Origin of the sequence: Arthrobacter sp. NA-172, assembly GCF_043952055.1 — a bacterium.
GTDB lineage: Bacteria > Actinomycetota > Actinomycetes > Actinomycetales > Micrococcaceae > Arthrobacter.
The window spans coordinates 427,058-453,520 of the sequence record NZ_JBINOT010000001.1 but is presented as its reverse complement, the minus strand read 5'-3'; the positions used below and the strand labels follow the sequence as shown (position 1 = coordinate 453,520).

Genomic DNA, 26,463 nt, shown 5'->3' with positions numbered 1-26,463 from the left:
ATGGTTGAGGCTGTGAAATCGTGGATCTCCCGCCCTGTGCCTGAACTGCCCGGCAGCATGCCCCAACTCAGGCTGTTCGACACCGCCCTCAAAGCCCTCGTGGACCTCGAGCCACGCGCCGAGCAATCCATGTACGTCTGCGGGATCACTCCTTACGACGCCACCCACATGGGCCACGCGGCCAGCTACGTCGCTTTCGATCTGCTTAACCGGGCGTGGCGGGACGGCGGCCAGCGGGTTGCCTACGTCCAGAACGTCACTGACGTCGACGATCCCCTCCTGGAGCGCGCCACGGCTACCGGCGTCGACTGGCGTGAGTTGGCAGCAAGCCAGATTGAGCTTTTCCACAGCGACATGGACGCCCTCAACGTGCTGGCTCCCAACCACTACATCGGCGCCGTCGAGGCCATCCCGATGATCGTGCCTGCGATTGAAAAGTTGATCGCGGATGACCTCGCGTACCGCGTGCACGGCACCGACGGCCAGCCCGACGGCGACGTTTATTACGACGTCGAGACCGCCGGCAAACGCTCCGACAGCCCGGATGCGTGGACGCTGGGGGACATTTCGGGGCTCGGTGAAGTTGAAATGTTGGAACTTTTCGCGGAGCGTGGTGGCGATCCAGGCCGTGCCGGCAAACGCAACGCCCTCGATCCTTTGCTGTGGCGCGTTGCCCGCGACGGTGAGCCGAGTTGGCCCGGCGCAAGCCTCGGCGACGGACGTCCTGGTTGGCACATTGAGTGTACGGTCATCGCCCAGAAGTACTTGCCGGCGCCCTTCACGGTCCAAGGCGGCGGCTCGGACCTCGTCTTCCCGCACCACGAAATGGGCGCGGGACACGCTTATTCGCTCAGCGGCGTTCCCTTAGCACATCACTATGCCCACGCTGGAATGGTGGGCCTGGACGGGGAAAAAATGAGCAAGTCCAAGGGCAACTTGGTGCTCGTGTCCAAACTCCGCGCCTCGGGCGAAGAACCCGCCGCAATCCGCTTGGCAATCCTCGCCCATCACTACCGGGCCGATTGGTCCTGGACCGACGAGGGATTCGCTCAAGCAAAGGAACGGCTCAGCACATGGCGTGCGGCCAGGGACGTTGCACCGGAGGGCACCGCGGCACAACTTCTGACCCGGATGCGCGCGGAACTGGCGAATGATCTTAATGCTCCCGGCGCTATCGCGGCCGTTGACTCCTGGGCAGCGGCAGCACTCAGCGACCACTCCGGTGACACGCCAAGTGCTCTGGACGCCGCCCTGGTGAGCGACGCCGTCAACGGATTGCTCGGCGTCGAGCTCTAGTCCCTTTCGGGCCTGCCGCGGCGCTTGAGGTAGCGCTCGAATTCGCGGGCGATGGATTCGCCGCTCGCTTCCGGCAGGTCAGCCGTGTCCTTGGCTTCTTCAAGCTGACGCACGTACGCGGCGATTTCAGGGTCCTCGGTAGCCAACTCGTCCACGCCACGCTCCCAGGCCTCGGATTCCTCGCTGAGGGCGTGGGTATCGAGCGGTACTTGTAGCAGGTCCTCGATCTTATTCAAGATGGCCAGTTGCGCCTTGGGGGACGGCGCTTGGGCGACGTAATGCGGAACGGCTGCCCAAAGGGATACCGTGGGCAGCCCCGCGAGCAGGGCGAATTCACCCAAAACGCCGACAATGCCGACGGGGCCCTCGTACTGCGAGGCCTCCAAATTCAAGCGCTGCCGCAATCCGCCGTCGTCCGTGGTAGTACTGACCGGGATCGGGCGGCTGTGCGGTACATCAGCCAAGAGTGCGCCGATCAGCACAACGTAGTCGACCTTGAGAGTTTCGGCGTGCACCAGAAGCTCAGCCGTGTAGGCGCGCCAGCGGTAGGAAGGCTCTGTGCCAAGCACGAACACCACATCCACATTGCTTCCAGGGACGCTGGCCTTGTAAAGGCGTGTGGAAGGCCATTTCACCTTCCGGGTCCCGGCCGCGTTGCGCCGCACGGTAGGTCTGGTGAACTGAAAGTCGTAGTAGTCGTCCGCATCAACGGACGCTACTTTCTTCCCTTGCCACAACTTGTTCAAGTAGTGCAGGGAATCACTGGCCGCCTCGCCGGCGTCGTTCCAGCCTTCGAAAGCCGCAAGCATCACAGTGATGCGCTGGCCCTCGGCTACAGGCTGGAGAAGGCGCTCAGGCTCGGGTGTTGTGACCTGTCCGTCAGGGGCTCCGTCCAAACTGTTCATTCACTCACCCTACGTCCAAGACAGCCACCCATGCATGGCGTTGAGAGGACCAGCGTGGCCACACTTCGCCGCGGGGGTAGCGCGGCAATTGCCTCCGTTCGTTCCACGTAGACTTGATTGCATGCATGCCTCAGCCACCCAGCCCCTCCTCAAAGCCGTGCTATGGGACATGGATGGCACCCTCGTGGACACCGAGCCGTACTGGATCGCCGCAGAGCGCGCCCTCGTAGAGTCCCACGGTGGCGTTTGGAGCCATGAACAAGCCATGCAGCTGGTAGGACAATCGCTGATGCACTCCGCCGGCATCCTCCAGGCGGCAGGCGTCAACCTGGAAAAGCGCGAAATTGTCGATACCTTGAGCGGCCAGGTCACCGAGCGCCTGCGCCTCGAAGTGCCGTGGCGCCCGGGCGCCCGGGAACTGCTTGACGAGTTGTACCAGGCCGGCGTCCGTTGCGCCCTTGTGACCATGTCCGAAGGTCCCATGGCCCGGGAAGTCGTGGCCAGCCTTCCCAAACCGTACTTTGAGTTCCTTATCACCGGGGACACCGTCAGCCAAGGCAAGCCCCACCCGGAGGCTTACCTCACTGCCGTCGAGCGCCTCGGGGAAACGGACCCCGAGCTGACGGTCGACCATTGCGTCGCCCTCGAGGATTCCGTCCCTGGGGTTGCCTCCGCGGTAGCTTCCGGCGTGGTCACTGTGGGAATTCCGCACCAGATGCCGCTGCCTGACGACGCGCGCCGCGCTACGTGGGACACCCTCCTGGGGCACGGAATGGCCGACCTCGAAGCGCTCGTGGCATCGCGGGCATCGGCCAACGTGCCGGCTGGGGCGTTCCTCGGACAGGCAAACTAGGTGAGCACTTCCCGGAACGGCGGACACAGCGCCCGCGGCGGCCGTAAGGATGGGATCCCCCTCGGCCGCATTGCAGGCATCCCCATCTCCACCTGGCTTATTCCTGGTTCATCATCGCGGCGTTCACGGTCATCGCATTCGGCCCTTTGGTGCTCGCCCGGTATCCCTACTTGGGGCTAGGTGCCTACCTTGTTGCCTTCGCCTATGCCGTTCTCCTTGCGCTCTCGGTGCTGGTCCATGAACTTGCCCATGCCTTGAGCGCCAAGGCCTTCAAATGGCCCACGGAGAGGATCGTCCTGAACCTCTGGGGTGGGCACACGCAGTTTGAGAGCTTTACCGCTTCCCCCGGCCGGTCCGTGGTGGTTGCCCTGGCGGGGCCCGCAGCGAACTTCGTCCTTGCGGGGGCCACCTGGCTGCTGCGCGCAGCCGATACCTTCACCGGGGTAGCAGACACGCTGACGAACATCTTCATGGCCGCCAACCTGCTGATCGGCATTTTCAACGTGCTCCCCGGATTGCCCCTTGACGGTGGTCGTTTGGTGGAGTCCGCGGTATGGAAAGTGACGGGCAGCCAGGAAAAGGGAACGGTGGCGGCAGGCTGGGCCGGGCGGGTCATCGCGATCGTCTTGGGTGTTTGGATCATCGCTCTGCCTTTGCTAAGCGGGGGCACCCCGGATCTGTCCACCGTGCTCATCACCTTCCTGGTGTGCAGCTTCCTCTGGATGGGTGCCTCGGGTGCCATCAAGAACGCCACGCTCCGCGGTCGGCTTCACCTGGTGAGCGCAGCCGCCCTGGCGGAACCCGCCGTCGGGATTCCGAATTCAGCCACGGTTGCCGATGTCCTCAGCGTGGCGCCCCGCGGTTTTCCCGCCGTCGTGATCTGCGGACCCGACGGGCGGCCGCAAGGTCTTGTCGATCCTGCCGCTGTTGCAGGCGTGCCTGCCTCAGAGATATACGCGACACTGGTCACAGCCGTTTCAACTCCTCTCGCCGAGGGCGCGTACGTGCCAATGACGTCCAATGGCCAGGAATTGATCCAATACTTGGCCCAGCTCAACGGCGGCGAGTACGCCGTTGTGGACGAAGCCGGCACAGTCATTGGCCTGCTGCGGCAGCAGGCCGTAGTGACAGCCATTACAGGTAAAGAAGCCCGCCGGAGCGGGCGCCCGTAGTACCTTCCCGGTAGAGTTACCTGCCGGTCGAGAAATAAGCAGGCCGGCACAGCGCGCCCCCCGGCAGTAACAGCAGTAACAGCAGTAACAGCGGCAACAATTGACGGCCAAGCCGTACAGGAGCGAGGACACACTCATGAGCAGCGAAACCGCCGCCAACTACACGGCCATCGGCGCCGCCAACCCTGCCATCCAGCCGACTGGTGCTGCACGGCGGCGCGGGCCGTTCCGGGTGGGTGAGCGGGTACAGCTCACGGATGAACGCGGGCGGATGAATACCATCACGCTGGAGGAAGGCGGAGCCTTCCACACGCACCGCGGCTTCCTGAACCACGACGAAATCATCGGCAAGGTTGACGGCTCGGTGGTGGCCAACAACATCGGCCAGCAATACCAGACGCTCCGGCCGCTGCTCTCCGACTTCGTGTTGTCCATGCCCCGAGGTGCCGCGGTGGTCTACCCCAAGGATGCCGGCCAGATCGTGACCATGGCCGACATCTTCCCGGGTGCGCGCGTAGTGGAAGCCGGCGTGGGCTCCGGTGCCCTCTCGATCTCCCTGCTTCGTGCAGTGGGCGACGGCGGCTACCTGCACTCTTTCGAGCGCCGCGAAGAATTTGCCGACATTGCCCGGGGCAACGTGGAGACCATTTTCGGCGGTCCCCACCCTGCCTGGAAGATCTCCTGGGGGATTTCCAGCGAGGAAGTTGTCCGCAGTGAAGAGCCCGGCTCCGTGGACCGGGTCGTGCTGGACATGCTCGCTCCCTGGGAATGCCTCGACGCCGTCGCGACGGTCCTGGCCCCGGGCGGCGTGTGGATCAACTACGTTGCCACCGTCACCCAGCTCTCCCGTACTGCCGAGGCCATTCGCGCCGACGGCCGGTTCACTGAGCCGGACGCGTGGGAGTCCATGGTCCGCGGCTGGCACCTCGAGGGACTTGCCGTCCGGCCGGACCACCGCATGGTGGCCCACACCGGCTTCCTGCTGGTGACCCGCCGCCTCGCGGACGGTGTAACAGGAATCTCCGTCAAGCGCCGTCCTTCCAAGACGGAGTTCAGCGAAGAGGACCTGAACGCGTGGACACCCGGGGCTGTAGGGGAGCGGGCCGTTTCTGACAAGAAACTGCGCCGTGCGGCGCGTGACGCGATCGCGGGCACCAACGTCAAGGACGAGCCCTCGCCCTCGGACGAGCCAAACATCAAAAACTAGTCCGCATTCCGGATGTCACAGGTTTCCCAACGCTTTTGAGGGCTAAGGTCTATTTATAGAAAGCGGGAAGGAGCTGGTGCTTCGTGGATACGTCGAACAATGACTTCGGGCGGACAAGCCCTGAGGAGCCATCGAACAAGGCTGTGGCTGAAGGAAAAGTGGGCCACGGTGGTGGGGTCATCCAGCCGGTGGATGCGTCTGGTGAGCTCACCGTCGCGGAACGCCAGATAAACATCCTTCGCGACAAGCTGCGCCATATCGACCGTCAGCTGGCCGCCGCTACGCAGAACAACACCAAGCTCGTGACCATGCTGGAAACAGCCAAGGCCGAAATCCTGCGGCTCAAAGGCGCCCTCGAACAGGACGGGCAACCGCCGTACAGCTTCGGGACTGTCCTGCAGATCAACCCCAAGCGGCAACCAACCGCGGGCAGCACGGGCCAGGCGGCCACCGAAGAATCGGTGGATATCTTCAACGCCGGGCGCAAGATGCGCGTGGGGGTCAGCCCGCTGGTGAATATCAACCAGCTGGCCGTAGGGCAGGAAGTCCTTCTCAACGAGGCGCTGCTTGTGGTGACCGGGCTGGGATACGAGCGGGCCGGCGAGCTCGTCACGCTCAAGGAAATGCTGGGCACCGACCGCGCCTTGGTGGTGGGCCGGGCAGACGAAGAGCGGGTTGTCAGGCTCTCCGGCGCCCTGCAAAAGGTTCACCTTCGCGTCGGCGATGCATTGTCGCTGGATTCCCGCACAGGCTATGCCCTGGAGAAGGTTCCCCGGGCAGAAGTCGAAAATCTCGTTCTCGAGGAAGTCCCGGATATTACCTACGAGGACATCGGCGGACTTGGCCCACAGATCGAACAGATCCGCGACGCCGTCGAGCTGCCGTTCCTGCACCCGGACCTTTACCGGGAGCACGGACTCAAGGCTCCCAAGGGCATCCTGCTTTACGGCCCTCCGGGTTGCGGTAAGACGCTGATCGCCAAGGCCGTTGCGAACTCGCTTGCGGCCCGTGCTGCTGAACGGGCCGGCAACGTGGACCTGAAGAGCTACTTCCTGAACATCAAGGGTCCTGAGCTCCTCGACAAGTACGTCGGTGAAACGGAACGCCATATCCGCCTGATCTTTGCCCGCGCCCGTGAAAAGGCGTCGGACGGCAGTCCCGTGGTGGTGTTCTTCGACGAGATGGACTCTCTGTTCCGGACCCGCGGCACCGGTGTCTCCTCCGACGTCGAAACAACCATCGTGCCGCAGCTCCTGAGCGAGATCGACGGCGTCGAGCGGTTGGACAATGTGATCGTGATCGGTGCCTCGAACCGCGAAGACATGATCGATCCGGCCATCCTTCGCCCGGGCCGGCTGGACGTGAAAGTCAAGATCCAGCGACCCGACGCCGAAGCGGCAGCCGACATTTTTGCCAAGTACATCACTACCGACCTGCCCTTCCATGCAACGGACCTGTCCGAGCACGGCGGCGACGTCCAGGCCACGGTGGACGCCATGATCCAGCGCACGGTTGAAGCCATGTACTCCACGGAAAAGTCCAATGAGTACCTTGAAGTCACTTACGCCAATGGCGACACTGAAATGCTCTACTTCAAGGACTTCAATTCCGGTGCGGTTGTCCAAAACGTCGTGGACCGGGCCAAGAAGTATGCCATCAAGGATCTCCTTCTGACCCAGCAGAAGGGCCTGCGGATCGATCACCTGTTGCGCGCCGTCGTCGACGAATTCCGCGAGCACGAGGATATGCCCAACACCACCAATCCGGACGACTGGGCACGCATCTCAGGCAAGAAGGGCGAACGCATTACGTACATTCGGACCATCGTTCAGGGCAAGGCAGGCCAGGAGCCCGGGAAGTCGATCGAAACGACTCCCAACACCGGCCAGTACCTGTGACGGCCCGGCCGGAAGGCCTGCCCTCGGACAAACTTCCCGCGGGCGGGGCCATGCGGGTCATGGGTTCGGAAACCGAATACGGCATCCACGCGCCTTCTGCGCCGGGGGCGAACGCAACGATGATGTCAGCGCGCATCATCCAGGCCTATGCGAACCTGACGCGGCAGCGGGCGGCCGGGGGCGCTGAAACGCGCTGGGACTATACGGACGAAGAACCCCTGCACGACGCGCGTGGCTGGACGGTGGAGCGTAGTGCCGCAGATCCCAGCCAGCTCACGGACAGGCCTCCAGTGCTCGACGCCGAGGCAGTCGCGCTGGCGTACGGGCGCCAGGAACTCGAAGCCGATGGGAGTGACGAGTCCGGGTCGCTGCTGATGAACATGGTCCTCGGTAACGGGGCGCGCTTGTACGTTGACCACGCCCATCCGGAATACTCCAGTCCTGAGGTCACGAATCCGCGGGACATCGTTGCGTGGGACGCCGCCGGTGACCTTGTTGCCTTAGCCACGGTTCGGAAAGTGGCGGCGGATCCCGATTTGCCGGCCATCAACCTGTACAAGAACAACACGGACAACAAGTCGGTGTCCTACGGATCGCACGAGAACTACCTCATGCCGCGGTCCGTGCCTTTCGGGGACATTGTCCGGGGTCTGACGCCGTTCTTCGTGACACGCCAGGTCATTTGCGGAGCTGGCAGGCTCGGCAAGGGTCAGGACGGTTCTGTTTCCGGATTCCAGATCAGCCAGCGTGCGGACTTCTTCGAGGCCGAGGTAGGACTGGAAACCACCATCAGGCGTCCGATCATCAACACCCGTGATGAACCTCACGCGACGGCGGACAAGTACCGGCGTTTGCACGTGATCATTGGCGACGGCGAATTTAAGCCAAGTGTCCAACTACCTCAAATTCGGCACCACGGCCTTGGTATTGAGCCTTGTCGAGGCCGGCAAAGCTCCGAAGATCGAGGTGCATGAGCCCGTTGCGGGCCTCCAGGCCATCAGCCACGACACGTCCCTAACCGCCACGGTCAGGCTTCTTGACGGGCGCCGCGTCACAGCGCTGGATATCCAGTGGATGTACTACGAGGCCGCTGCCAAGCTTGCCCAGGAGTCCGGGGTTTCCGATTCGTTCAGCGGAGACGGACATACCCGCGAGGTCCTGGACCGGTGGGAGTCAACGTTGGGGCTTTTGGGGAGCAACCCTGGAGCTGCAGCGTCTTCCGTGGAATGGCTAGCGAAGATGTCCCTCCTGGAGGGCTACCGGAACCGCGACGGGTTGGAGTGGAACGACGCCCGCTTGGGACTGGTCGATTTGCAATGGTCCGACGTCAGGCCGGAGAAGGGCCTGTATTACCGCTTGCTTGCCCGCGACCGTATGCAGAAGATCGTGGACGACGCCGCCATCAGCCGGGCGGTGGTTGAGCCGCCTTCGGACACCCGGGCATATTTCCGCGGGAAGTGCGTGTCCAGCTTCGGCAAGGATGTGGTCGGCGCCAGCTGGGACTCAGTCATTTTCGACGTTCCCGGCATCGGCAAACTCCAGCGGGTGCCCACGCGGGAACCCCTTCGTGGAACGAAGGCACTGACCGGCCAACTCTTTCAGAAGCACGCCACAGCCGGTGCTTTTCTCCGTGAATTGCTCGGTTTGGACCCGGCCCCGCCCGCCTGAAGGCGCGGCTGGGGAAAGGCCGCTAAACGGGTCCGCAAAACCGCAGCGGCGCGGCCCGCCCCGTGGCAGTATGGCATTACAGGAAGTCCCCGTCGCCGGGGATGGACAGAATGGAGAAGGAAAATGGCAGCTCAGGAGCAGCAGCAACCGCAGTCGCGCGACGTCGAGACAGAGGCTGACGTACCCGAGGCACCGCCCGCCGCGCCGGAGGCTCAGGCTTCGGTCGCCACGCAGGGCGTAGACGATCTCCTCGACGAAATCGACGGTGTACTCGAATCGAACGCCGAAGAGTTCGTCCGGGCATTTGTGCAAAAGGGCGGCCAGTAAGCAGCCCCCAGCTAATCTCAGGGCCCGGCCGGCGTGAGGCCGCCGGGCATCGGATGTCAGAGTCGAAGGAGCGCAGCCATGCAGGATCCAGCAGCCGGCCACCTTGCCACCCAAGCCACGTCCTCGTTCACAGAGCATCTGCAACGCTCCTGGCCTGAACTCCTTCCTTTCAATCAAGCATTGCCCGCGGGGCAGATTCCACCGGTCCCGCACGCCACCACGATTGTTTCCCTCAGCTATCCCGGTGGTGTCCTGATGGCGGGGGATCGGCGCGCCACAATGGGCAATGTGATTGCCAGCAGGCACATCGAAAAGGTCTTCCCGGCCGACGAGTACTCCGTCCTGGGCATTGCCGGAACTGCAGGCCTCGCGATCGACATCACCCGTTTGTTCCAGGTTGAACTAGAACATTACGAAAAGATCGAAGGCACGCTGCTGAGTTTGGACGGCAAGGCGAACCGGCTTGGGGCCATGATCAGGGGAAACCTTCCCATGGCCATGCAGGGCCTCGCAGTAATCCCGCTCTTCGCGGGCTTCGATCAGGTAGCCGGCGTGGGACGGCTGTTTTCCTACGACGTCACCGGCGGACGATACGAGGAATTGGAGCACCACTCGGTCGGCTCTGGTTCCGTATTCGCGCGGGGCGCATTGAAGAAACTGTGGCGTCCGAACCTCTCCGAAGAGGAAGCTGTCTCCGTCGCCGTCGAAGCCCTCTATGACGCCGCCGACGACGACTCCGCGACGGGCGGCCCGGATCCGGTCCGCCAACTCTGGCCGGTGGTGTACACAGTCAACCGCGCCGGTGCACGCCGCGTGCCCGAGAGGGAGCTAGCGATGATCGCGGCATCCATTATTGAATCGCGCGCAGTCGCCGGACGGGAGGCCTGACATGACCCAGCAGTTCTATGTTTCGCCCGAGCAGCTGATGAAGGACCGCGCGGATTTCGCGCGGAAGGGGATCGCCCGGGGCCGTTCCGTCGTCGTGATCAGTTGCGCCGACGGCATCGCCCTGGTGGCGGAAAACCCCTCGCCGTCCCTGCACAAAATCGGTGAGATCTATGACAAGATCGCTTTTGCTGCCGTCGGCAAATACAACGAGTTTGAGAGCCTTCGGCAGGCGGGCGTCCGCTACGCCGACGTCCGCGGTTATTCGTACGATCGGGAAGACGTCACTGCCCGCGGGCTCGCGAGCGTCTACGCGCAAAGCCTCGGCGCCGTCTTCACCGCGGAACAGAAGCCGTTTGAGGTGGAGCTCGCCGTCGCGGAGGTCGGGCGGACCCAGGCCGAGGACCATTTGTATCGGCTGACCTTTGACGGCTCGATTGCGGATGAGAACGGATTCGTGGTCATGGGCGGCTTGGCCGAGCAGGTTGCGGAGACCGTGGCCGGTGGCTGGAAGGCAGAGCTTGACCTGGCTGGTTCACTGCGTTTGGCAGTCAAGGCACTAGCGACCGACAAGGAGGTGGAGGCCCTGCCCGGAACGGCCGTGGAGGCAGCAGTGCTGGACCGTAGCCCGGAGAGTGGACGCGGGTCCCGGCGGGCCTTCCGGCGTCTGAGGGCCGAAGAAATCACGCAGTTGCTGGCAGGGGAGGCCTGAAATGGATAAGAGAATATTCGGGATTGAAACCGAGTTCGGTATTTCGTATTCGAGTCCGGACTCGAGGCCTTTGGCCCCCGAGGAAGTCGCCAGGTATCTCTTCCGCAAAGTCGTGAGCTGGGGGCGGTCCTCCAACGTCTTCCTGACCAACGGGTCACGCCTGTACCTGGACGTCGGCTCGCACCCGGAATATGCCACGGCAGAGTGTGACGACCTCGCACAACTGATCGCCCACGACCGGGCGGGCGAGCTCATTCTCGACGACCTTGTGGACGAAGCCCAGGCCCGCCTCGCCGCAGAGGGATTCAACGGAACCGTCTACCTGTTCAAGAACAACACCGACTCTGCGGGCAACTCCTACGGAAGCCACGAGAACTATCTGATTCCGCGCCGCGGCGAGTTCTCGAGGCTCGCTGAAATACTGATTCCCTTCCTCGTCACGCGGCAGCTGATCGCTGGTGCAGGCAAGGTCCTGAAGACACCTCACGGGGCCACCTTCGCGTTTTCCCAACGCGCAGACCACATTTGGGAAGGCGTATCGTCGGCAACCACGAGGTCCCGCCCCATCATCAATACCCGTGATGAGCCACACGCAGATGCCGAGTTCTACCGCCGCTTGCATGTGATTGTGGGCGACTCGAACATGTGCGAAACCACCGCGCTTTTGAAAGTGGGAACGGTGGATCTGCTCCTGCGCATGATTGAAGCCGGAGTCATCATGCGGGACATGCGCATGGAGAATCCCATTCGCAGTATCCGCGAAATCTCCCACGATCTGAGCGGCAAAGCGTTGGTGCGCCTTGCCAACGGCAGGCAACTGACGGCCCTGGATATCCAGCGTGAGTACCTCGACAAGGTCAGCGCGTTTGTGTCTTCAAACGGAGCGCATAACCCCCACGTGCCGCTCATCCTGGATTTGTGGGAGCGCACCCTGGACGCCATCGAAAGTGGCGACACCAGCGGAATCGACACGGAAGTGGACTGGGCCATCAAGAAGAAGCTGATGGATGGATACATGCGCCGCCATGGAATCGGCCTTGACTCCCCGCGAATCGCCCAGCTGGATCTGACGTATCACGACATTTCACGCAAGCGCGGACTCTTTTTCCTGCTCCAGAACCGTGGCGCGGCCAGGCGATTGGTGGCGGATACGGACATCAAGGATGCCGTTGATGCGCCGCCGCAGACCACCCGGGCAAAACTCCGCGGCGACTTCGTCCGGCGGGCCCAGGAACTTGGCCGCGACTACACCGTGGACTGGGTCCATCTGAAGTTGAACGATCGCGCCCATCAGACGATATTGTGCAAGGATCCCTTCCGCAGCGTCGACGAACGGGTGGACGCCCTGCTGGACTCAATGAGCTGACTCCCAGCTTCACGGGTTATTCTTGACGTTGGCCTCTAACCGGGCCTCTACGCGCATGGCCGAGCCTGGCCCGGCCGTGCCCTCCTTTTGCCCCGACGAAAGTTCAATTTGTGCGACGTCTACTAGCAATTCTTATCCCCGGCATCTTGCTGCTCACCGCCTGCGGCGGAACCCCGGCAGCAGCTCCGGAGCCCACAAGTCAGTCCGCCGGCGAAGTGGCCAAGCTGGATTCCCTCAAGGTCTCCGATAATGGAGACAAGAAGGCACCCGGCTTGGACTTCACCAAACCGCTGGACGTGACGCAGCCAACCATCAAAATGGTGAGCGACGGCACTGGTGACAAAGTGAAAGCCGGCCAAGTGGCGCAGATCACCTACGTTGCCGTCGACGGTAAAGACGGCAAGACACTTGACGACACCTTTCCCTCTGGGTCCCAGCCCGTGGAACTGAACGACCAGCTCAAGACAGGCAGCGCCATCCTTTACAACGCGCTGGTCGGTGCGAAGGTGGGAGCCGACATCGCTTTCGCCGTGCCCGGAACCGCTGCGACCGCAGAAGCCGCGGCAACGTCAACACAGCTGGTGGTCTTCAAGGTCATAGGCGTCAAGGACGCAGTCAAGCCCCTGGCCAAGCCCGAGGGCGATACCGTCACTCCGCCCGCAGGCCTCCCTACGGTCAAGGTAGATGACAAGGGCGTTCCGCAGATTTCCATTGACGGGGCGAAGGCACCGACGGCCCTTATCTCCCATGGACCTCATCAAGGGCAAGGGCGCAGTCGTCAAGGAGACCGACACATTGACGGTCAACTACGTCGGCGTGACCCTGGCTGATGGCAAGAAGTTCGACTCCAGTTACGACAAGGGCCAGACGGCTAGCTTCGCGCTGAACGGCGTCATCAAGGGCTGGACGCAAGGCCTTGCCGGCAAGACGGTAGGCTCCCGTGTCCTCCTGGTTATCCCCAAGGCCCTCGCGTATGGCGACGCCGCCGCATCCCAGGGCCAGCCCACGGGCGATCTGGTCTTCGTCGTGGACATCCTGGGCGCCCAGTAACCTTTCACAACCCCCGCACATCACAATCATTTGAGGAGTACCCATGTCATTTGGTCAGCGTGATTACGACCGCACGAAGCCGGAAATCGACTTCCCGGAGGGCGAGGTCCCTACGGAGCTCGTTATCAAGGACATCATCGTCGGGGACGGCGTCGAGGCTCAGGCCGGCAACACCGTCTCCACCCACTATGTGGGCGTTGCCTGGTCCCACGGGTGAAGAATTCGACGCCTCCTGGGCCGTGGAGCGCCGCTGGACTTCCGCGTCGGCGTCGGCCAGGTCATCGAGGGCTGGGACCAGGGGCTGCTCGGCATGAAGGTCGGCGGCCGCCGTCGGCTGGAAATCCCCTCCGAGCTGGCCTACGGTTCCCGTGGCGCAGGCGCGTCTATTAAGCCCAACGAAGCCTTGATCTTCGTTGTGGATCTCGTGGCAGTTCGCTAGGTTCCCCAGCACTAAGTTTCACAGCATAAGAAGGCGCGTCAGCGGCCGGAGCAATCCGGCGGCTGACGCGCCTTCCGCCTTTGGCGGCGGAATTTAGTAACGTTGCAATCGTGTCCGCATCACGTACCGAACGACTCCTGAACCTTTTGATCGCCCTCCTGAACACAAAGTACGGGCTCTCCCGGGCTGTACTCAGGGACAAGGTCTACCACGACGCCGGCGACAGCGACGTCGCGTTCGGCCGCATGTTTGAACGGGACAAGGCGGACCTGAAGCAGTTTGGTTTCGAAATCGAAACGCTCTTTGCCCATGGATTCGGCTCCGACGATCCCGCATCCACGCGTTACCGCATCGGCAAGGTATCCAACCGCTTGCCGGATGTGAAGCTGACGCCCTCGGAGGGTACGGTCTTGCTTCTCGCCGCGCAATTGTGGGAACGCGCAGCACTGGGCACCGCCGCGGCCAGCGCGCTGCGGAAGCTGCATGCTTCCGGCGACCTTGCCGACGTCGAACTTCCGGCAGGCGTCCAGCCGCGCATCAAGCCGGCGGGCCAGGCTTTTGACGACATCATCGCGGCAATGAATGGACAGCACCCCGTCAGTTTCGGCTATCGTGCCGCGAGTACCGGCAAGGACGAACACCGGCTCGTAGAACCGTGGGGCCTGGGGAGTCGCTTCGGCCAGTGGTATCTGGTGGGCTTCGACAGAGACCGGAAGGCCAAACGCTTCTTCCGTCTGTCCCGGATGACCAGCGAAGTTCAGGTAGAGGCAGCGGAACATTGCGAGATTCCTCCTGGCTTTGATACCCGCGCCGAGCTGGACAGCCTGAATGAACTTCCCTTGCAGGAGGCCCAACTCGACGTTGCCGAAGGCCGCTTGCTGGGTCTCCGCAAGCGCGCTGTAAGTGTTTCCAGCAACAGCGGCCGCCAAGCGGGCAGGAATCGCGTCTCCGTGCAGTTTCGGGACAGCGAGCTGTTCGCGGAAGAACTGGCCTCCTATGGTCCCCATGTGCTCGTGGCCGGACCTCCCGAGCTGCGGGATGCCGTGATCCGCCGCCTTGAGGCTGCCGCTGCGTTCGCGTCGAGCCCCGTCGTGGAGGCCCGTTTCCCGGACGCCGGACCGGCGCCGCGGGCGCGCAAGCGGACTTCGGAGGACCAACTCAACCGCATGCTGCAGTTGGTCCCTTTCCTCGTGCACCACCAAGGACTGCCGATTCAGGAGGTGGCGGATCGCTTCGGTGTCAGCCGTAAGGAATTGCTTGAGGACTTGAAGATCCTGATCTGCTCCGGACGTCCTGAAGGATATCCGGATGATTTGTTCGATATCGATTGGGAAAACGAGCACGTCTACATCAGGGAGCATCTCGAGCTTAACAGGCCCATCCGCTTCAGCGTCGACGAAGCGTGTGCGCTGCTCACCGGCCTCGCCACTTTGGGTGGGCTTCCCGCCCAGGCGGGAATGTCGGCAGACGAGCAAACCGGGGCACTGGAGTCCGTGACCTTGAAGCTCACGGGTGCTGCGGGGGAGGCTGGCCGCCTGGCCGCGGCCGTGGCCGGCCCGCCCGTCACCCCAGCCGAGGCCGGGGTTTTCGAGACAATCACCGGCGCGATCCAGAAGGGCAGTCAGCTGCGCCTTCGCTATCTGTCCCAGCAGCGCGATTCGGTCTCGGAACGCGATGTGGACCCCCTCCGGCTTTATTCGCTGGATAACACCTGGTACTTCGAGGCGTACTGCCACAGCAAAGCAGGGCTGAGAAACTTCCGCCTGGACCGTATCGAAGTGATCGAGCCAAACGGCCGGATGGTTTCCACGAATTCCAGCCCCGAGGATGGTGTCCCGGTCAAACTGTTCACGCCCAACGACGACGACGTTGTGGTCGTCCTTCAATTGACCCGGCAGGGCGCCGGGCTGGCCGATGACTACTATGCCGAGCGGACGGCGGTGCTTCCTGACGGCGGCCTGCTTGCCGAGGTCCGGTTCGGTAGTGCGGATTGGTTGCCGATGTTCGTTGCCCAGCACGGCGGTGCGGTCCGGATCCTGCAACCCGCGGAGTTGGCAGAGACTTCTGCCGCTTGGGTGTCTGCCGCCCTCGCCCAATACTGACGATGAGCCCAAGGCAAGCACTGATTGCTGGATAGACTACTCAAATGTCTTGGTGGTCTTGGATCCTTCTATGGGTCGCTCTGATTGCGGTTTCGCTGCTCTTCTATGTCGTGCTGGGCGTCCGCCTGTTCCGGAAGTTCATGGCTACGGTGCGTGAGCTCAGTGCAGCGGGGGAGCGGATCGGGCATCGCCCGCACCTCGGGGAGCCCGCGGACGACGACGGCGAAACGTCACCCGAAGAGTTCGGCGTGGCCGTTTTTGCCTCACCGGAACAGATGCGTCATGATTACGTGACGGCCAAGGCCATTCGCCAGGAAATGCGTCGCCAAAAGCGTGTTAAGCGCAAAGCAGAACGCGGCCAACCCCAGTCTTTGCACGACATCGAATTCAGTTAGACGTAGGATGTATTCCAACGAAAGGACTTCCCGTGGGACGACTATTTGATGGCCCCTGGCCAATTGTCATTATCATCATCGTGGCCCTGCTCCTGTTTGCGGCCCCGAAGCTGCCCGCCATGGCCCGGAGCCTTGGCCAGTCGATGCGCATCATCAAATCCGAAGTCAAGGAAATGAAGAACGACGGCAAGCCGGCGGCCAAGGACGACTCGGACCCCGTTGAAGGCAAAGTGGTCAACTACCCCGAAGCCAACCGGAGCGGTAACGACACTGACGTTCCGCCAGCAAACCGTAGCTAAGCAGTAGTGGCAACGAAGACGGGCCGCAAAGCCAACCCCGAAGGGCGGATGGCGCTCCTCGAGCACCTGAAGGAGCTTAAGAATCGGCTTATTAAGGCTGCCATCGGCGTGCTTTTGGGCGCCGTGGCGGGGTGGTTCTTCTATGAGCCTGTGGTCAACGGCCTGTCGGATCCGTTGGTGAAGATCGCCCAGGAGACTAAGCGGACCGCGGTGCTGAATTTCGCGAGCGTGGGTGACCCGTTCGACTTCAAGCTTCGAATTGCCATCCAGATCGGCCTGGTCCTGTCCAGTCCGATCTGGATCTACCAGATTTGGGCGTTCATCACACCTGGTCTGACCAAGAAGGAACGCCGATACACGCTCGGCTTCATGGCCGCAGCGGTGCCGTTGTTCCTGGTTGGGGTCTATGTCGCATGGTTGGTCATTCCAAACGTCGTGCGGGCGTTGCTGCAGTTCACGCCGCAAAACGGTGCTAACAATATCGATGCGTCGCAGTACCTGACATTTGCGACGCATATGCTGCTTTTCCTTGGTATCGCATTCCTGGTCCCGGTGATACTGGTGGGCGTCAACATGGCGGGCATCTTAAGCGGCAAAGCCATCCTCAAGGCGTGGCGCATCACCGTCTTCCTGGTGTTCGTCCTCGCGGCCATTGCGGCACCCGGCGCGGACGCCTTGTCAATGTTCATGCTCGCCGGCCCCCTTCTTGCGCTGTTCTTCGCCGCAATCGGGATATGCATCCTGAATGACAAGAGACGCGCACGCCGTCAGTCAAAAGTTACTGCGGAGACGGAAGCCACGGCCGACGTCGCAACACCTGCGGCTGATCTGGAGAATCTGTAGACTTCCGGCCACTAGGCTTGAAGCATGTCCTCCAATTCAGGGGCGCTTTCGCCCTCAGAAGCCTTCCAAGCCGCAGCGCAACGGAGTGCCGAGTCGAAAACCTACCTTGGCACCTTTGCCCAGTCGCTGGAATTCGAACTTGACGATTTCCAGCGTGACGCGTGCCGTTCGCTCCAGGAAGGCAAAGGCGTGCTGGTGGCGGCGCCCACGGGAGCCGGAAAGACAATCGTCGGGGAGTTCGCCATCTACCTTGCCCTTGAACGGGGGCTTAAGGCTTTTTACACGACGCCCATCAAGGCGCTGAGCAACCAGAAGTTCTCTGAGCTCACCGCAAAGTACGGGGCCTCAAACGTGGGGCTGCTGACTGGTGACACCACCATCAACGGTGAAGCTCCCATCGTGGTCATGACCACCGAGGTCCTGCGAAACATGCTGTATGCGGACTCTGACACCCTTGGAGATCTTGGCTATGTGGTGATGGATGAGGTGCATTACCTTGCTGACCGCTTCCGTGGCGCCGTCTGGGAAGAAGTCATCATCCACCTGCCCAGCGAAGTGCAGGTGGTTTCGCTCAGTGCCACCGTCTCCAATGCAGAGGAATTCGGCGCGTGGCTGGATACGGTTCGCGGACACACCGATGTGATCGTCTCCGAGCACCGTCCCGTCCCTTTGTGGCAGCACGTCATGGTTGGCCGCGAGATTGTTGATCTCTTTGCGGGGGACACAAGCTTTGACGAGATCGCTCCGGGGGCAACCGCCGTCGAGCCCCCAGCGCCCGTGGCGCGGCGCGAGCAGGACCGGAATCCGGCACAAAAGGAATTCGAGGTCAACCCCGAGCTGCTGTCCATGGCCAGGGCGGAGAGCCAGATGAACTTCCGTGGCCGCTTCGGGCACGGTGGGCGCAGCCGCCGCAGGCAAGACCGCCAGCGTGAATCCAATGCGGGAGAGCAGCGCAGTCCGGTACGCAAGGCCAGCCGGCCACAAATCATCGCCAGCCTGGATCGACAAGGACTCCTTCCTGCCATTACCTTCATTTTCTCCCGTGCGGGCTGCGACGGCGCTGTGGCACAGTGCGCCGCTGCCGGGCTGTGGCTGACCACCGAGCGGGAACAACAGATCATTGCTTCGCGGGTGGATGAGGCAAGCCGCGAGATTCCCGCTGACGACCTCGATGTCCTCGGTTTTTGGAGCTGGCGCGACGGTCTGCTCCGTGGGCTCGCTGCCCACCATGCCGGTCTGCTACCCACCTTCAAGGAAGTCGTGGAAAAGCTTTTCGCCGATGGTCTGGTGAAAGCCGTGTTTGCCACCGAAACCCTGGCGTTGGGGGTCAACATGCCCGCGCGCTGCGTTGTCCTGGAGAAGCTCGACAAGTTCAATGGCGAAGCCCACGTGAACATCACAGCAGGGGAGTACACCCAGCTCACCGGCCGGGCCGGTAGGCGTGGCATCGACGTTGAAGGGCACGCCGTGGTCCTTTGGCAACCTGGGACCGACCCTACCGCCGTCGCAGGCCTGGCTTCCCGGCGCACCTATCCGCTCAATTCGAGCTTCCGGCCCACATACAACATGAGCATCAACCTCATTGCCCAATTCGGACGTCCCCGGGCACGGCAGATCCTGGAATCGTCGTTCGCCCAGTTCCAGGCCGACCGCTCAGTGGTGGGACTCGCACGGCAGGTTCGAAGCCGTGAAGAGTCGCTCGCCGGCTACGCGGAATCCATGAAGTGCCACCTTGGCGACTTTACCGAGTACGCCAAGCTCAGAAGGGACCTGAGCGACGCCGAGCAGTTTGCCTCGAGGAGCACCTCCCGGGCGCGCAAGTCGGTGACCGTGGATTCCCTCACACGACTCATGCCGGGTGACATCGTCAAGGTTCCCGGCGGACGCACGCCAGGTTACGCCGTCGTACTCAATGCTGACCCCAACGCCCGCGAACCGCGTCCGGCAGTCCTTACGGAGGATAGCCAGCTGCACAGGATCGGCGCCCACGAGGTCGAAGGGCCTGTTGCTCCGGTGTCGTGGATCCGCATACCGAAGTCGTTCAACGCGAAGCTGCCCAAATCCCGCCGTGATCTCGCATCCGCGATGCGTAACGCGGTGCGCGAAGGGCGTCCGCCGGCCCGGGGGACCAACAGGAACGAGGACTTTGGCCGCGCCCGCTACATGCCGGACCAGGAAAAGAAAATCGCGGACCTGCGCAAAGCGTTGCGTGCCCACCCTTGCCACGGCTGCAGCGAGCGCGAGGACCATGCCCGTTGGGCCGAGCGCTGGTGGAAACTGCGCCATGAAACCGACGGTCTGGTCCGTCAGATCCAAGGACGCACCAATACCATCGCGAAGACTTTTGACCGCGTCTGCGATGTCCTTGCCGGTTACGGTTACCTTCAGACGTCCGACGGCGGCCAGGTCACCATCAGCCCGGACGGCCAGCGCCTGCGCCGCATCTACGGCGAAAAGGACCTGCTGATTTCCCAGTCCATTCGACAAGGTGCCATCAAGGATCTCGATGCCGCGGAACTCGCTGCGCTGGCCAGCGTCATGGTTTACCAGGCTAAGCGAGAGGACCGTGGTCTACGGCCGAAGATGCCTTCCATATCGCTCGAAACATCAGTGGATATCGTGGTGCACGAGTGGTCTGCACTGGAAGATGTCGAGGATAAGAACAAGTTGCCCTTGACCGCAGAGCCGGAACTTGGACTTGTCTGGCCGATTTACAAATGGGCCAAAGGACGCCACCTTCAAGAGGTTCTCAGTGGCACCGACCTTGCCGCGGGCGACTTCGTGCGCTGGGCGAAGCAAGTGATCGATCTGCTGGACCAGATGGCCAAGATTCCCGGGCTTGAACGGCGCCAGGCCAAGATGTGCCGCGAAGCGATCGAACTCATCCGTCGCGGCGTAGTGGCCTACTCCAACGTCGCCTGACCATGACAGATTCAAAGCAAGGAGCAACTCCATGAGCCATCCAGGCGTGTCCGCCGCCGAAACCCAGCCGCGCAAGGTCACGATGTACCGGAACGGATCCATCTACACGGCAGCGGATCCCTTCGCGACGGCAATGCTGGTTGACGGAGACACCGTTGCCTGGGTCGGTTCAGAACAGGCCGCGACGTCGATTGCCGATTCTTCGATGGAAATCATTGATCTCCAGGGATCATTGCTGGCTCCCGGTTTCGTGGATTCCCACATGCATCTCACCGAGACGGGAATAGCTTCCCAATCCCTGCGACTGTCCGGGGTCGGCTCGGCGCGCGAGTTGCTCGACGCCGTCGCCCGGACCGCGGCGGGTCTTGAGGCCACCGGCTCGGTGCTGGGCCACGGGTGGGACGAATCGCTGTGGGAGGAAGGGACGCTTCCCACACCGGAGGAACTCGAACGCGCAGCCGGTGGGCGCACGGTCTATCTGGCGCGAGTGGACGCACACTCCGCCCTTGTGTCGTCTTCCTTGGTGTCCGCCGCCAACCTCCAAGGCCTTGATGGGTACAACGGTTCTGCGCAGGTCCTGAGGGCCGCCCACACAGCCGCACGCTTGGTCGCCAGGCAATTCCCCGACGCAGAACGCCGCCGGTACCAGGAATTGGCGCTCCGCGAGGCTGCTGCCAACGGTTACGTGGCGCTGGCCGAGATGGCAGCTCCGCACATTTGCAGCGTCGAGGATCTGCGGATGTCCGCGGCCTGGAATGCAGGTGATGCGGGCGTCCCCGAGATCCTGCCTTATTGGGGGGAACTGGCAGCTTCAGCCGATCATGCCGCATCCATTCTCGGGGGCTTGGGAGCCCCGGTTCTTGGCTTGGCCGGCGACTTGAACATCGACGGTTCCATCGGATCCAGAACCGCCGCCCTCACTTCGGACTATGCCGACGCCGCCGGTCATCGCGGAAACCTGTACCTCTCCGTCGACGAGGCCACCCGTCACCTTGCGGCTTGTTCAACGCTTGGTATCCAAGCCGGCTTCCACATCATTGGAGACGCTGGACTGAAGACAGCGTTGGATGCCTTGGACCTTGCGGCCGCAGAGGTGGGAGAGCAACGGGTCCGCTCCGCCGCCCATCGCTTCGAGCACGTGGAAATGGCGGACGCAGACGATCTCGCCCGGCTTGCCAGATATTCGATTACGGTGAGTGCGCAACCCGCCTTCGACGCCGCCTGGGGCGGGGCCGGAAAACTTTACGAGCAGCGGCTGGGCACGCGTAGCGCAGCCATGAACCCCTTCGCCTCGTATTACTCCACGGGCGTTCCTGTGTGCTTTGGAAGCGACAGCCCGGTAACCCCTTTGCGCCCGTGGGCCAGTGTCAGGGCTTGCTTGGAGCACAGCAACCCGGATCAGGCCATTTCGGCGCGGGCCGCGTTCCTTGGACACACCAGGGCCGGTTGGAGGGCAAGCAAGCAGCGCAATCCGCTCATGGGCCAGCTGGTACCCGGAGCCCCAGCAAGCTTTGCCGTTTGGGAGGTTGAAGAACTGATGGTCCAGGTTGCTGATGACCGCGTCCAGTCCTGGTCCACCGATCCACGGGCGCGCACGCCACTTCTCCCTGCCCTGGACAGCGCGAGCGATCCCGTCTGCGTGCAAACTGTGCGCGAAGGTCAGGAGATCTTCGCAAGCGAATCCTTGCGGTCATAATTGCAAGTATCTTGCCTGCCGTGAAGGCCTCCTGACCTGCGGTTATGAGTGAATCCGCAGGTCAGGCGCTGCTTGACAGGATTTGTGTAGCCCGTAGCATTTAGGCTCAACAGGCTGCCACAGGGAATACCTGGTTGTCTGGCCGCGGTCGGTTCCGTTGTCAAAAACAGTCAACGGACCCGTTTTCCAGGACCGCGGCACTCGTAGTGGGCAGGTCCACTGTGCAACAGAAAACGGTTCGGCCTCGAGTTCAACACGCGGGCCGGCACTGGACCTGGGTTTGTGGACCTGCCCGCGGCCAAGCAGCCCGTGCGTTTGTTTCAGAGTGTGGCGAATGGCACAGGTGGTGCAGAGCACGCCCGGTTGTCGTCCTATAATGGAGAGTTGCGCCTGAACGCCAGCCACGCTGTTGCTACGGGCCCACTGACCGCTCCATCAAGGAAAGGCCTCTTCTTGCGTGTCCTGACGATCATCCCCACGTACAACGAGCTGGAATCGCTGCCCAAGACCCTCGGACGGCTGCGCGCGGCCGTGCCCGCGTCCGATGTCCTCGTTGTCGACGACAACAGCCCTGACGGCACGGGACAGCTCGCCGACGGAATTGCGGCCGAGGACAGCCAAGTGCACGTCCTGCACCGCAAGGGTAAGGAAGGCCTCGGAGCCGCCTACATTGCCGGGTTCAAGTGGGGCATGGCGGCCGGTTACGACGTCCTGGTTGAGATGGACGCCGACGGTTCACACCAGCCAGAGCAGTTGCCGCTGCTGTTGGATGCCATCAACGACGGCGCAGACCTCGCCATGGGATCCCGCTGGGTTCCGGGTGGCGGCACAGTGAACTGGCCGCTCTACCGTCAGGCAATTTCACGCACCGGGAGCACCTACGCCCGGCTTATGCTCGGCCTGAAGATCAAGGACATCACCGGGGGTTACCGCGCGTTCCGTCGCAGCACCCTCGAGGCGCTCAAGCTGGACCAAGTCGAATCGGTCGGCTACGGGTTCCAGGTAGACCTTGCTTGGCGGGTCGCCAAGCTCGGCCTGAAGATCGTCGAACGCCCCATCACTTTCGTAGAGCGTGAACTTGGGGCTTCCAAGATGAGCGGCAACATCGTTGTTGAGGCCATGATCAACGTCACCAAGTGGGGGCTGGCCTCCCGGTGGGCCGCTTTGACCAAGAAGAAGACCCCGGTCTCAAAGTAGGTCCAAGCTTCAAGTAGACCAAACCGGCAAAGGCCGGTCCGCGCTCTCGGAAGAGCGCGGACCGGCCTTTTGTCTTGGGACTTTTTGTCCTAGAGCGGTTTGTCGTAGAACTGCGGGGTTATGCCGAGCGACGTTCGCCGCGACGTTCGCGCAGGATGTTCAGGCGGTCTTCGAGGATCTGCTCGAGCTCGGGAAGGCTGCGGCGTTCCAGGAGCATGTCCCAGTGCGTACGGACTGCCTTCTCGTTGGTGTCAACGGGGCGTTCGCCATCAACCAGGAGCGCTTCCTTGCCAGTCTTGGAAACCCAAACAGGGGGGATCTCGGCCTCGGAAGAGAAGGTAACGAAGACCTGCTCCCCGTCCGCGCAGCGGTATTCCACCCGCTGACGCGGTGCCGGCTCGACTCCGGATTCGGTTTCCATGCTCTGGGCGCCAAGACGCATACCCCGCAGGCTGCGATCGCTCATGATTACTCCCTCTGTCTGTTCGCGGAGCCAGGCTCCGCGCTAGCCGGACGTCGCATTGACGCCGCCCGGGCTACTGAATGCACACGTTGCATCACTAGATGAAACGCCTGACTAAGCGTTAATGTTCCGTTCGGACTGAACCGGCCGGACAAATACACCATTATACGCGGATCGATGCGGAGAGGACAAAAGCGAGGGGCCAGCCAATTCCTTGGCTGGCCCCCTCGCCTAGTAACGGTGTCCTAGACAGACGGACCCTGAGCTGGCGGATGTGATTCCGCGGGGACTTCCGTAGCTGCCTTCTGAGGATCGCTGAAGAGGTCTGCAACGCCTGGTGCGGCGTTGGTGCCTCCCAAGGCGGCTCCGATGCCCTTCAAAGCTTCGCCGACCTCGCTAGGGATGATCCACAGTTTGTTGGACGATCCTTCAGCAATTTTCGGCAAGGTCTGCAGGTATTGGTAGGCAAGCAGCTTCTGATCCGGGTTGCCCTTGTGGATGGCGTCGAAGACTTTCTGAATGGCCTGCGCTTCACCGTCGGCGCGGAGGATAGCTGCCTTGGCGTCGCCCTCGGCGGCAAGGATGGCGGCCTGCCGTTGGCCTTCGGCCGTGAGGATCTGCGATTGTTTGGTACCCTCGGCGGTCAGAATTGCAGCACGCCGGTCCCGCTCGGCGCGCATCTGCTTCTCCATCGAGTCCTGGATGGAGTGGGGTGGATCAATTGCCTTGAGCTCCACGCGGGAAACCCGAATTCCCCAACGTCCAGTAGCTTCGTCCAACACTCCGCGAAGCTGGCCGTTGATCTGGTCACGCGAGGTCAGCGCCTCTTCCAGGTTCAGGCCGCCAACCACGTTGCGGAGCGTGGTGGTGGTCAGCTGTTCGACAGCCTGGATGTAGTTGGCGATTTCGTAGGTCGCCGCCCGGGGGTCCGTCACTTGGAAGTAGACCACGGTGTCGATGGATACAACCAGGTTGTCCTCTGTGATCACGGGCTGCGGCGGGAAGGAAACAACTTGTTCGCGAAGATCCAAAAGCGGCAGCAGACGGTCGACGAAAGGGATCAGGATGGTGAGTCCCGGGTTGAGGGTGCGCTGATACTTGCCCAGGCGTTCGACGACGCCGGCGCGCGCTTGCGGGATGATCCTGATTGATCGGACCAACACGATGATCACAAATATGACGAGAACTAGCAGCACTATTGCGGCTGCCGTTCCTCCCAAGCTATCCATACATCTCCTTCATTCCCCAGATACGCAATTGATGTGGTCTTGTGTGTGATCGCTCAGCGAGGGCTGTTTTCCGCTGTCGACGCTACTACCGCCGTCGCGCCGTCGATCCTGGTGACTTGCACTGTCTGGCCGGCGTCGATGACTCCCGCGGCGCTGCGGGCGCTCCATACGTCGCCACCGATCTTGACGAGGCCCGCTGTGGCACTCACGGACTCCATCACGAGCGCCGATTGGCCGATCAGACGGTCCACGTTGGTGGCCAGCTCGTAAGGGCCCTTCCGAAGATGCCTCACGGCGACGGGCCGGACGAAGGCGACCATGAGCAGGGATACGATGCAGAACACAACGACCTGAAGCCACAGATCCGCGCCGGCAAAGTCCGCTACAAGTCCGGCCAATGCTCCACCGCCGAGCATGATGAAGAAGAGGTTGAGTGTCAGCATTTCTACAACGGCAAATGCGAGAAACACCGTGAGCCAGAGAGCCCACCAGTTGCTTCCAAGCCATTCAAACATCGTTCCCCCTGTTTCCGGACTTGCGGCGGCAACCGGTCTGATCCGGACTGCACCGTCAGCAAGATCACAGTCGCTGTTTTCCCATCCTAGCCCGGTGTGAAGGTTCGCGTTAGGAGCCTTGCTCGGGGGCAATGAAAACGCTGATGGCGAACTTTGCGGTGGTGCGAACGGACGTTTCTCCCGCCGTCGACGCCACGAGTGCAGCGCGCTCAAGATGGTGTCCTGCAGGGCCCATGAAGGCGACGTCGGCGACGTCACGTCCAGTGAGCGTCAGGTCCACATCGAGTTGGAGCGAATCCCCGGGAACGAAGAACTCCCGCATTGACTCGGCCAGACGTTCTTCTTTGCCCGCCTCAATGCTGAGCATCCCGGTCCTCTCCGCAATTTCCGCGAGGTGTCCGCTCCGGGGAGTCACCACAATCACACGGCCGCCCGGGCGGAGGACGCGGGCGAACTCCGGGGGATTCCGGGGAGCAAAGACAACGGTGAGGACATCCACGGCCTGATCGGCGAGGGGCAGGGGACGCCAGATGTCCCAGACCAGATTGATAGCGTCGGGATTCAGCCGGGCGGCGCGGCGGAGCGCAAACTTTGAGATATCGAGTCCGATCGCCGTTGCGGGAGTCCGGTCAAGCACTGCGCGGAGATAATGGCCGGTTCCCGTGCCGGAATCCAAGACGAGGGATCCCGGCGCGGCTAGTTCGGGTGCGGCCAGCTCTGCGAGCGCGTTGGCCAGCGGTCCGTAGTGGCCTGCACCCAGAAAATCGCTGCGGGCCGCCACCATCTCCGCGCTGTCCGCTTCGAAAGGAGTGCCCTTGCCGGTGAGCAGATTGAAGTAGCCCTGTTTGGCGGCGTCGAAACTGTGCCCCGATACGCATTTCAGGCCAGTACGCCCGGTGGTGATCAAGCCGAGGGTACCGCGGCAGACGGGGCAGCGCAGAGAGGCAACGGCGTCGGAAGGCATATGGACAATCCTACGGTGGGCCGGAGTGGCGCAAACCGCGGGGCGGAGCCGGGCGCTAGG

Annotated in this window: 20 protein-coding genes and 4 pseudogenes; 19 read left to right on the top strand and 5 right to left on the bottom strand. The window is 62.5% G+C overall.

The genetic code is table 11. The features are described 5' to 3' along the window. The first annotated feature begins 12 nt into the window (after positions 1–12). On the top strand, positions 13–1,296 hold the full coding sequence (gene mshC, locus ACF0H6_RS02310) for a cysteine--1-D-myo-inosityl 2-amino-2-deoxy-alpha-D-glucopyranoside ligase (RefSeq protein WP_395249852.1): 1,284 nt from the start codon (positions 13–15) through the stop codon (positions 1,294–1,296). Here mshC and ACF0H6_RS02305 read toward each other — a convergent pair. Further along, a complete protein-coding gene (locus ACF0H6_RS02305; protein WP_395248304.1) occupies positions 1,293–2,201 on the bottom strand; it encodes a PAC2 family protein in 909 nt (302 codons plus the stop codon). The genes mshC and ACF0H6_RS02305 overlap by 4 nt on opposite strands. A 121-nt stretch (positions 2,202–2,322) precedes the next feature. Between ACF0H6_RS02305 and ACF0H6_RS02300 the strand changes: the two genes are divergently transcribed. From ACF0H6_RS02300 to ACF0H6_RS02215, 18 genes and pseudogenes are all read left to right on the top strand, one after another. After that, positions 2,323–3,054: an HAD family hydrolase gene (locus tag ACF0H6_RS02300; RefSeq protein WP_395248303.1), complete on the top strand. Its 732-nt coding sequence runs from the start codon at positions 2,323–2,325 to the stop codon at positions 3,052–3,054. Next, a pseudogene (locus ACF0H6_RS02295) lies at positions 3,055–4,226 on the top strand (site-2 protease family protein). 136 nt (positions 4,227–4,362) lie between these two features. Continuing rightward, entirely contained in the window at positions 4,363–5,433 is a 1,071-nt protein-coding gene (locus tag ACF0H6_RS02290; protein ID WP_395248302.1) for a tRNA (adenine-N1)-methyltransferase, read from the top strand. 83 nt (positions 5,434–5,516) lie between these two features. Next, the gene (gene arc / locus ACF0H6_RS02285) at positions 5,517–7,331 is read left to right on the top strand and encodes a proteasome ATPase (protein WP_395248301.1); all 1,815 of its coding nucleotides are present in this window, start codon (positions 5,517–5,519) and stop codon (positions 7,329–7,331) included. Between the two features lie 50 nt (positions 7,332–7,381). Beyond that, positions 7,382–8,999: pseudogene (gene dop / locus ACF0H6_RS02280) on the top strand (depupylase/deamidase Dop). Positions 9,000–9,122: 123 nt separating this feature from the next. Then, entirely contained in the window at positions 9,123–9,326 is a 204-nt protein-coding gene (locus ACF0H6_RS02275) for a ubiquitin-like protein Pup (RefSeq protein WP_184735227.1), read from the top strand. Positions 9,327–9,404: 78 nt separating this feature from the next. Beyond that, on the top strand, positions 9,405–10,214 hold the full coding sequence (gene prcB, locus ACF0H6_RS02270; protein WP_395248300.1) for a proteasome subunit beta: 810 nt from the start codon (positions 9,405–9,407) through the stop codon (positions 10,212–10,214). A 1-nt stretch (position 10,215) separates the two neighbouring features. Continuing rightward, positions 10,216–10,923: a proteasome subunit alpha gene (prcA, locus tag ACF0H6_RS02265; protein WP_395248299.1), complete on the top strand. Its 708-nt coding sequence runs from the start codon at positions 10,216–10,218 to the stop codon at positions 10,921–10,923. Between the two features lies 1 nt (position 10,924). Beyond that, entirely contained in the window at positions 10,925–12,289 is a 1,365-nt protein-coding gene (gene pafA / locus ACF0H6_RS02260) for a Pup--protein ligase (RefSeq protein ID WP_395248298.1), read from the top strand. A 110-nt stretch (positions 12,290–12,399) separates the two neighbouring features. Beyond that, a pseudogene (locus ACF0H6_RS02255) lies at positions 12,400–13,339 on the top strand (FKBP-type peptidyl-prolyl cis-trans isomerase). A gap of 43 nt (positions 13,340–13,382) precedes the next feature. Continuing rightward, positions 13,383–13,778 (top strand): annotated as a pseudogene (locus tag ACF0H6_RS02250) (FKBP-type peptidyl-prolyl cis-trans isomerase). A 110-nt stretch (positions 13,779–13,888) separates the two neighbouring features. Next, positions 13,889–15,880, top strand: coding sequence for a helix-turn-helix transcriptional regulator (locus tag ACF0H6_RS02245; RefSeq protein WP_395248297.1), 1,992 nt, complete (start codon positions 13,889–13,891; stop codon positions 15,878–15,880). A gap of 44 nt (positions 15,881–15,924) precedes the next feature. Then, on the top strand, positions 15,925–16,275 hold the full coding sequence (locus ACF0H6_RS02240; protein WP_395248296.1) for a hypothetical protein: 351 nt from the start codon (positions 15,925–15,927) through the stop codon (positions 16,273–16,275). A gap of 32 nt (positions 16,276–16,307) precedes the next feature. Continuing rightward, positions 16,308–16,574 (top strand): Sec-independent protein translocase subunit TatA, encoded by a 267-nt coding sequence (gene tatA / locus ACF0H6_RS02235; protein WP_395248295.1) that lies wholly within the window; start codon positions 16,308–16,310, stop codon positions 16,572–16,574. Between the two features lie 48 nt (positions 16,575–16,622). Further along, positions 16,623–17,417 carry a twin-arginine translocase subunit TatC gene (tatC, locus tag ACF0H6_RS02230; RefSeq protein WP_395248294.1) on the top strand — a complete coding sequence of 265 codons (795 nt, stop codon included), beginning with the start codon at positions 16,623–16,625 and terminating at the stop codon, positions 17,415–17,417. A 24-nt stretch (positions 17,418–17,441) separates the two neighbouring features. Then, positions 17,442–20,339: a DEAD/DEAH box helicase gene (locus ACF0H6_RS02225; protein ID WP_395248293.1), complete on the top strand. Its 2,898-nt coding sequence runs from the start codon at positions 17,442–17,444 to the stop codon at positions 20,337–20,339. 31 nt (positions 20,340–20,370) lie between these two features. Then, positions 20,371–22,035, top strand: a complete 1,665-nt coding sequence (locus ACF0H6_RS02220; protein ID WP_395248292.1) for an amidohydrolase — start codon at positions 20,371–20,373, stop codon at positions 22,033–22,035. A gap of 453 nt (positions 22,036–22,488) precedes the next feature. Next, positions 22,489–23,232 carry a polyprenol monophosphomannose synthase gene (locus ACF0H6_RS02215; RefSeq protein ID WP_395248291.1) on the top strand — a complete coding sequence of 248 codons (744 nt, stop codon included), beginning with the start codon at positions 22,489–22,491 and terminating at the stop codon, positions 23,230–23,232. A 118-nt stretch (positions 23,233–23,350) separates the two neighbouring features. Here the strand turns inward: ACF0H6_RS02215 and ACF0H6_RS02210 are convergent, their stop codons facing one another. From ACF0H6_RS02210 to ACF0H6_RS02195, 4 genes are all read right to left on the bottom strand, one after another. Then, positions 23,351–23,698, bottom strand: a complete 348-nt coding sequence (locus tag ACF0H6_RS02210; protein WP_059389983.1) for an RNA polymerase-binding protein RbpA — start codon at positions 23,696–23,698, stop codon at positions 23,351–23,353. A gap of 242 nt (positions 23,699–23,940) precedes the next feature. Continuing rightward, positions 23,941–24,924 carry an SPFH domain-containing protein gene (locus ACF0H6_RS02205; protein ID WP_395248290.1) on the bottom strand — a complete coding sequence of 328 codons (984 nt, stop codon included), beginning with the start codon at positions 24,922–24,924 and terminating at the stop codon, positions 23,941–23,943. Between the two features lie 53 nt (positions 24,925–24,977). Next, positions 24,978–25,439, bottom strand: coding sequence for an NfeD family protein (locus ACF0H6_RS02200; protein ID WP_395248289.1), 462 nt, complete (start codon positions 25,437–25,439; stop codon positions 24,978–24,980). Between the two features lie 109 nt (positions 25,440–25,548). Beyond that, positions 25,549–26,403, bottom strand: coding sequence for a methyltransferase domain-containing protein (locus tag ACF0H6_RS02195; protein WP_395248288.1), 855 nt, complete (start codon positions 26,401–26,403; stop codon positions 25,549–25,551). Between the last annotated feature and the right edge of the window lie 60 nt (positions 26,404–26,463).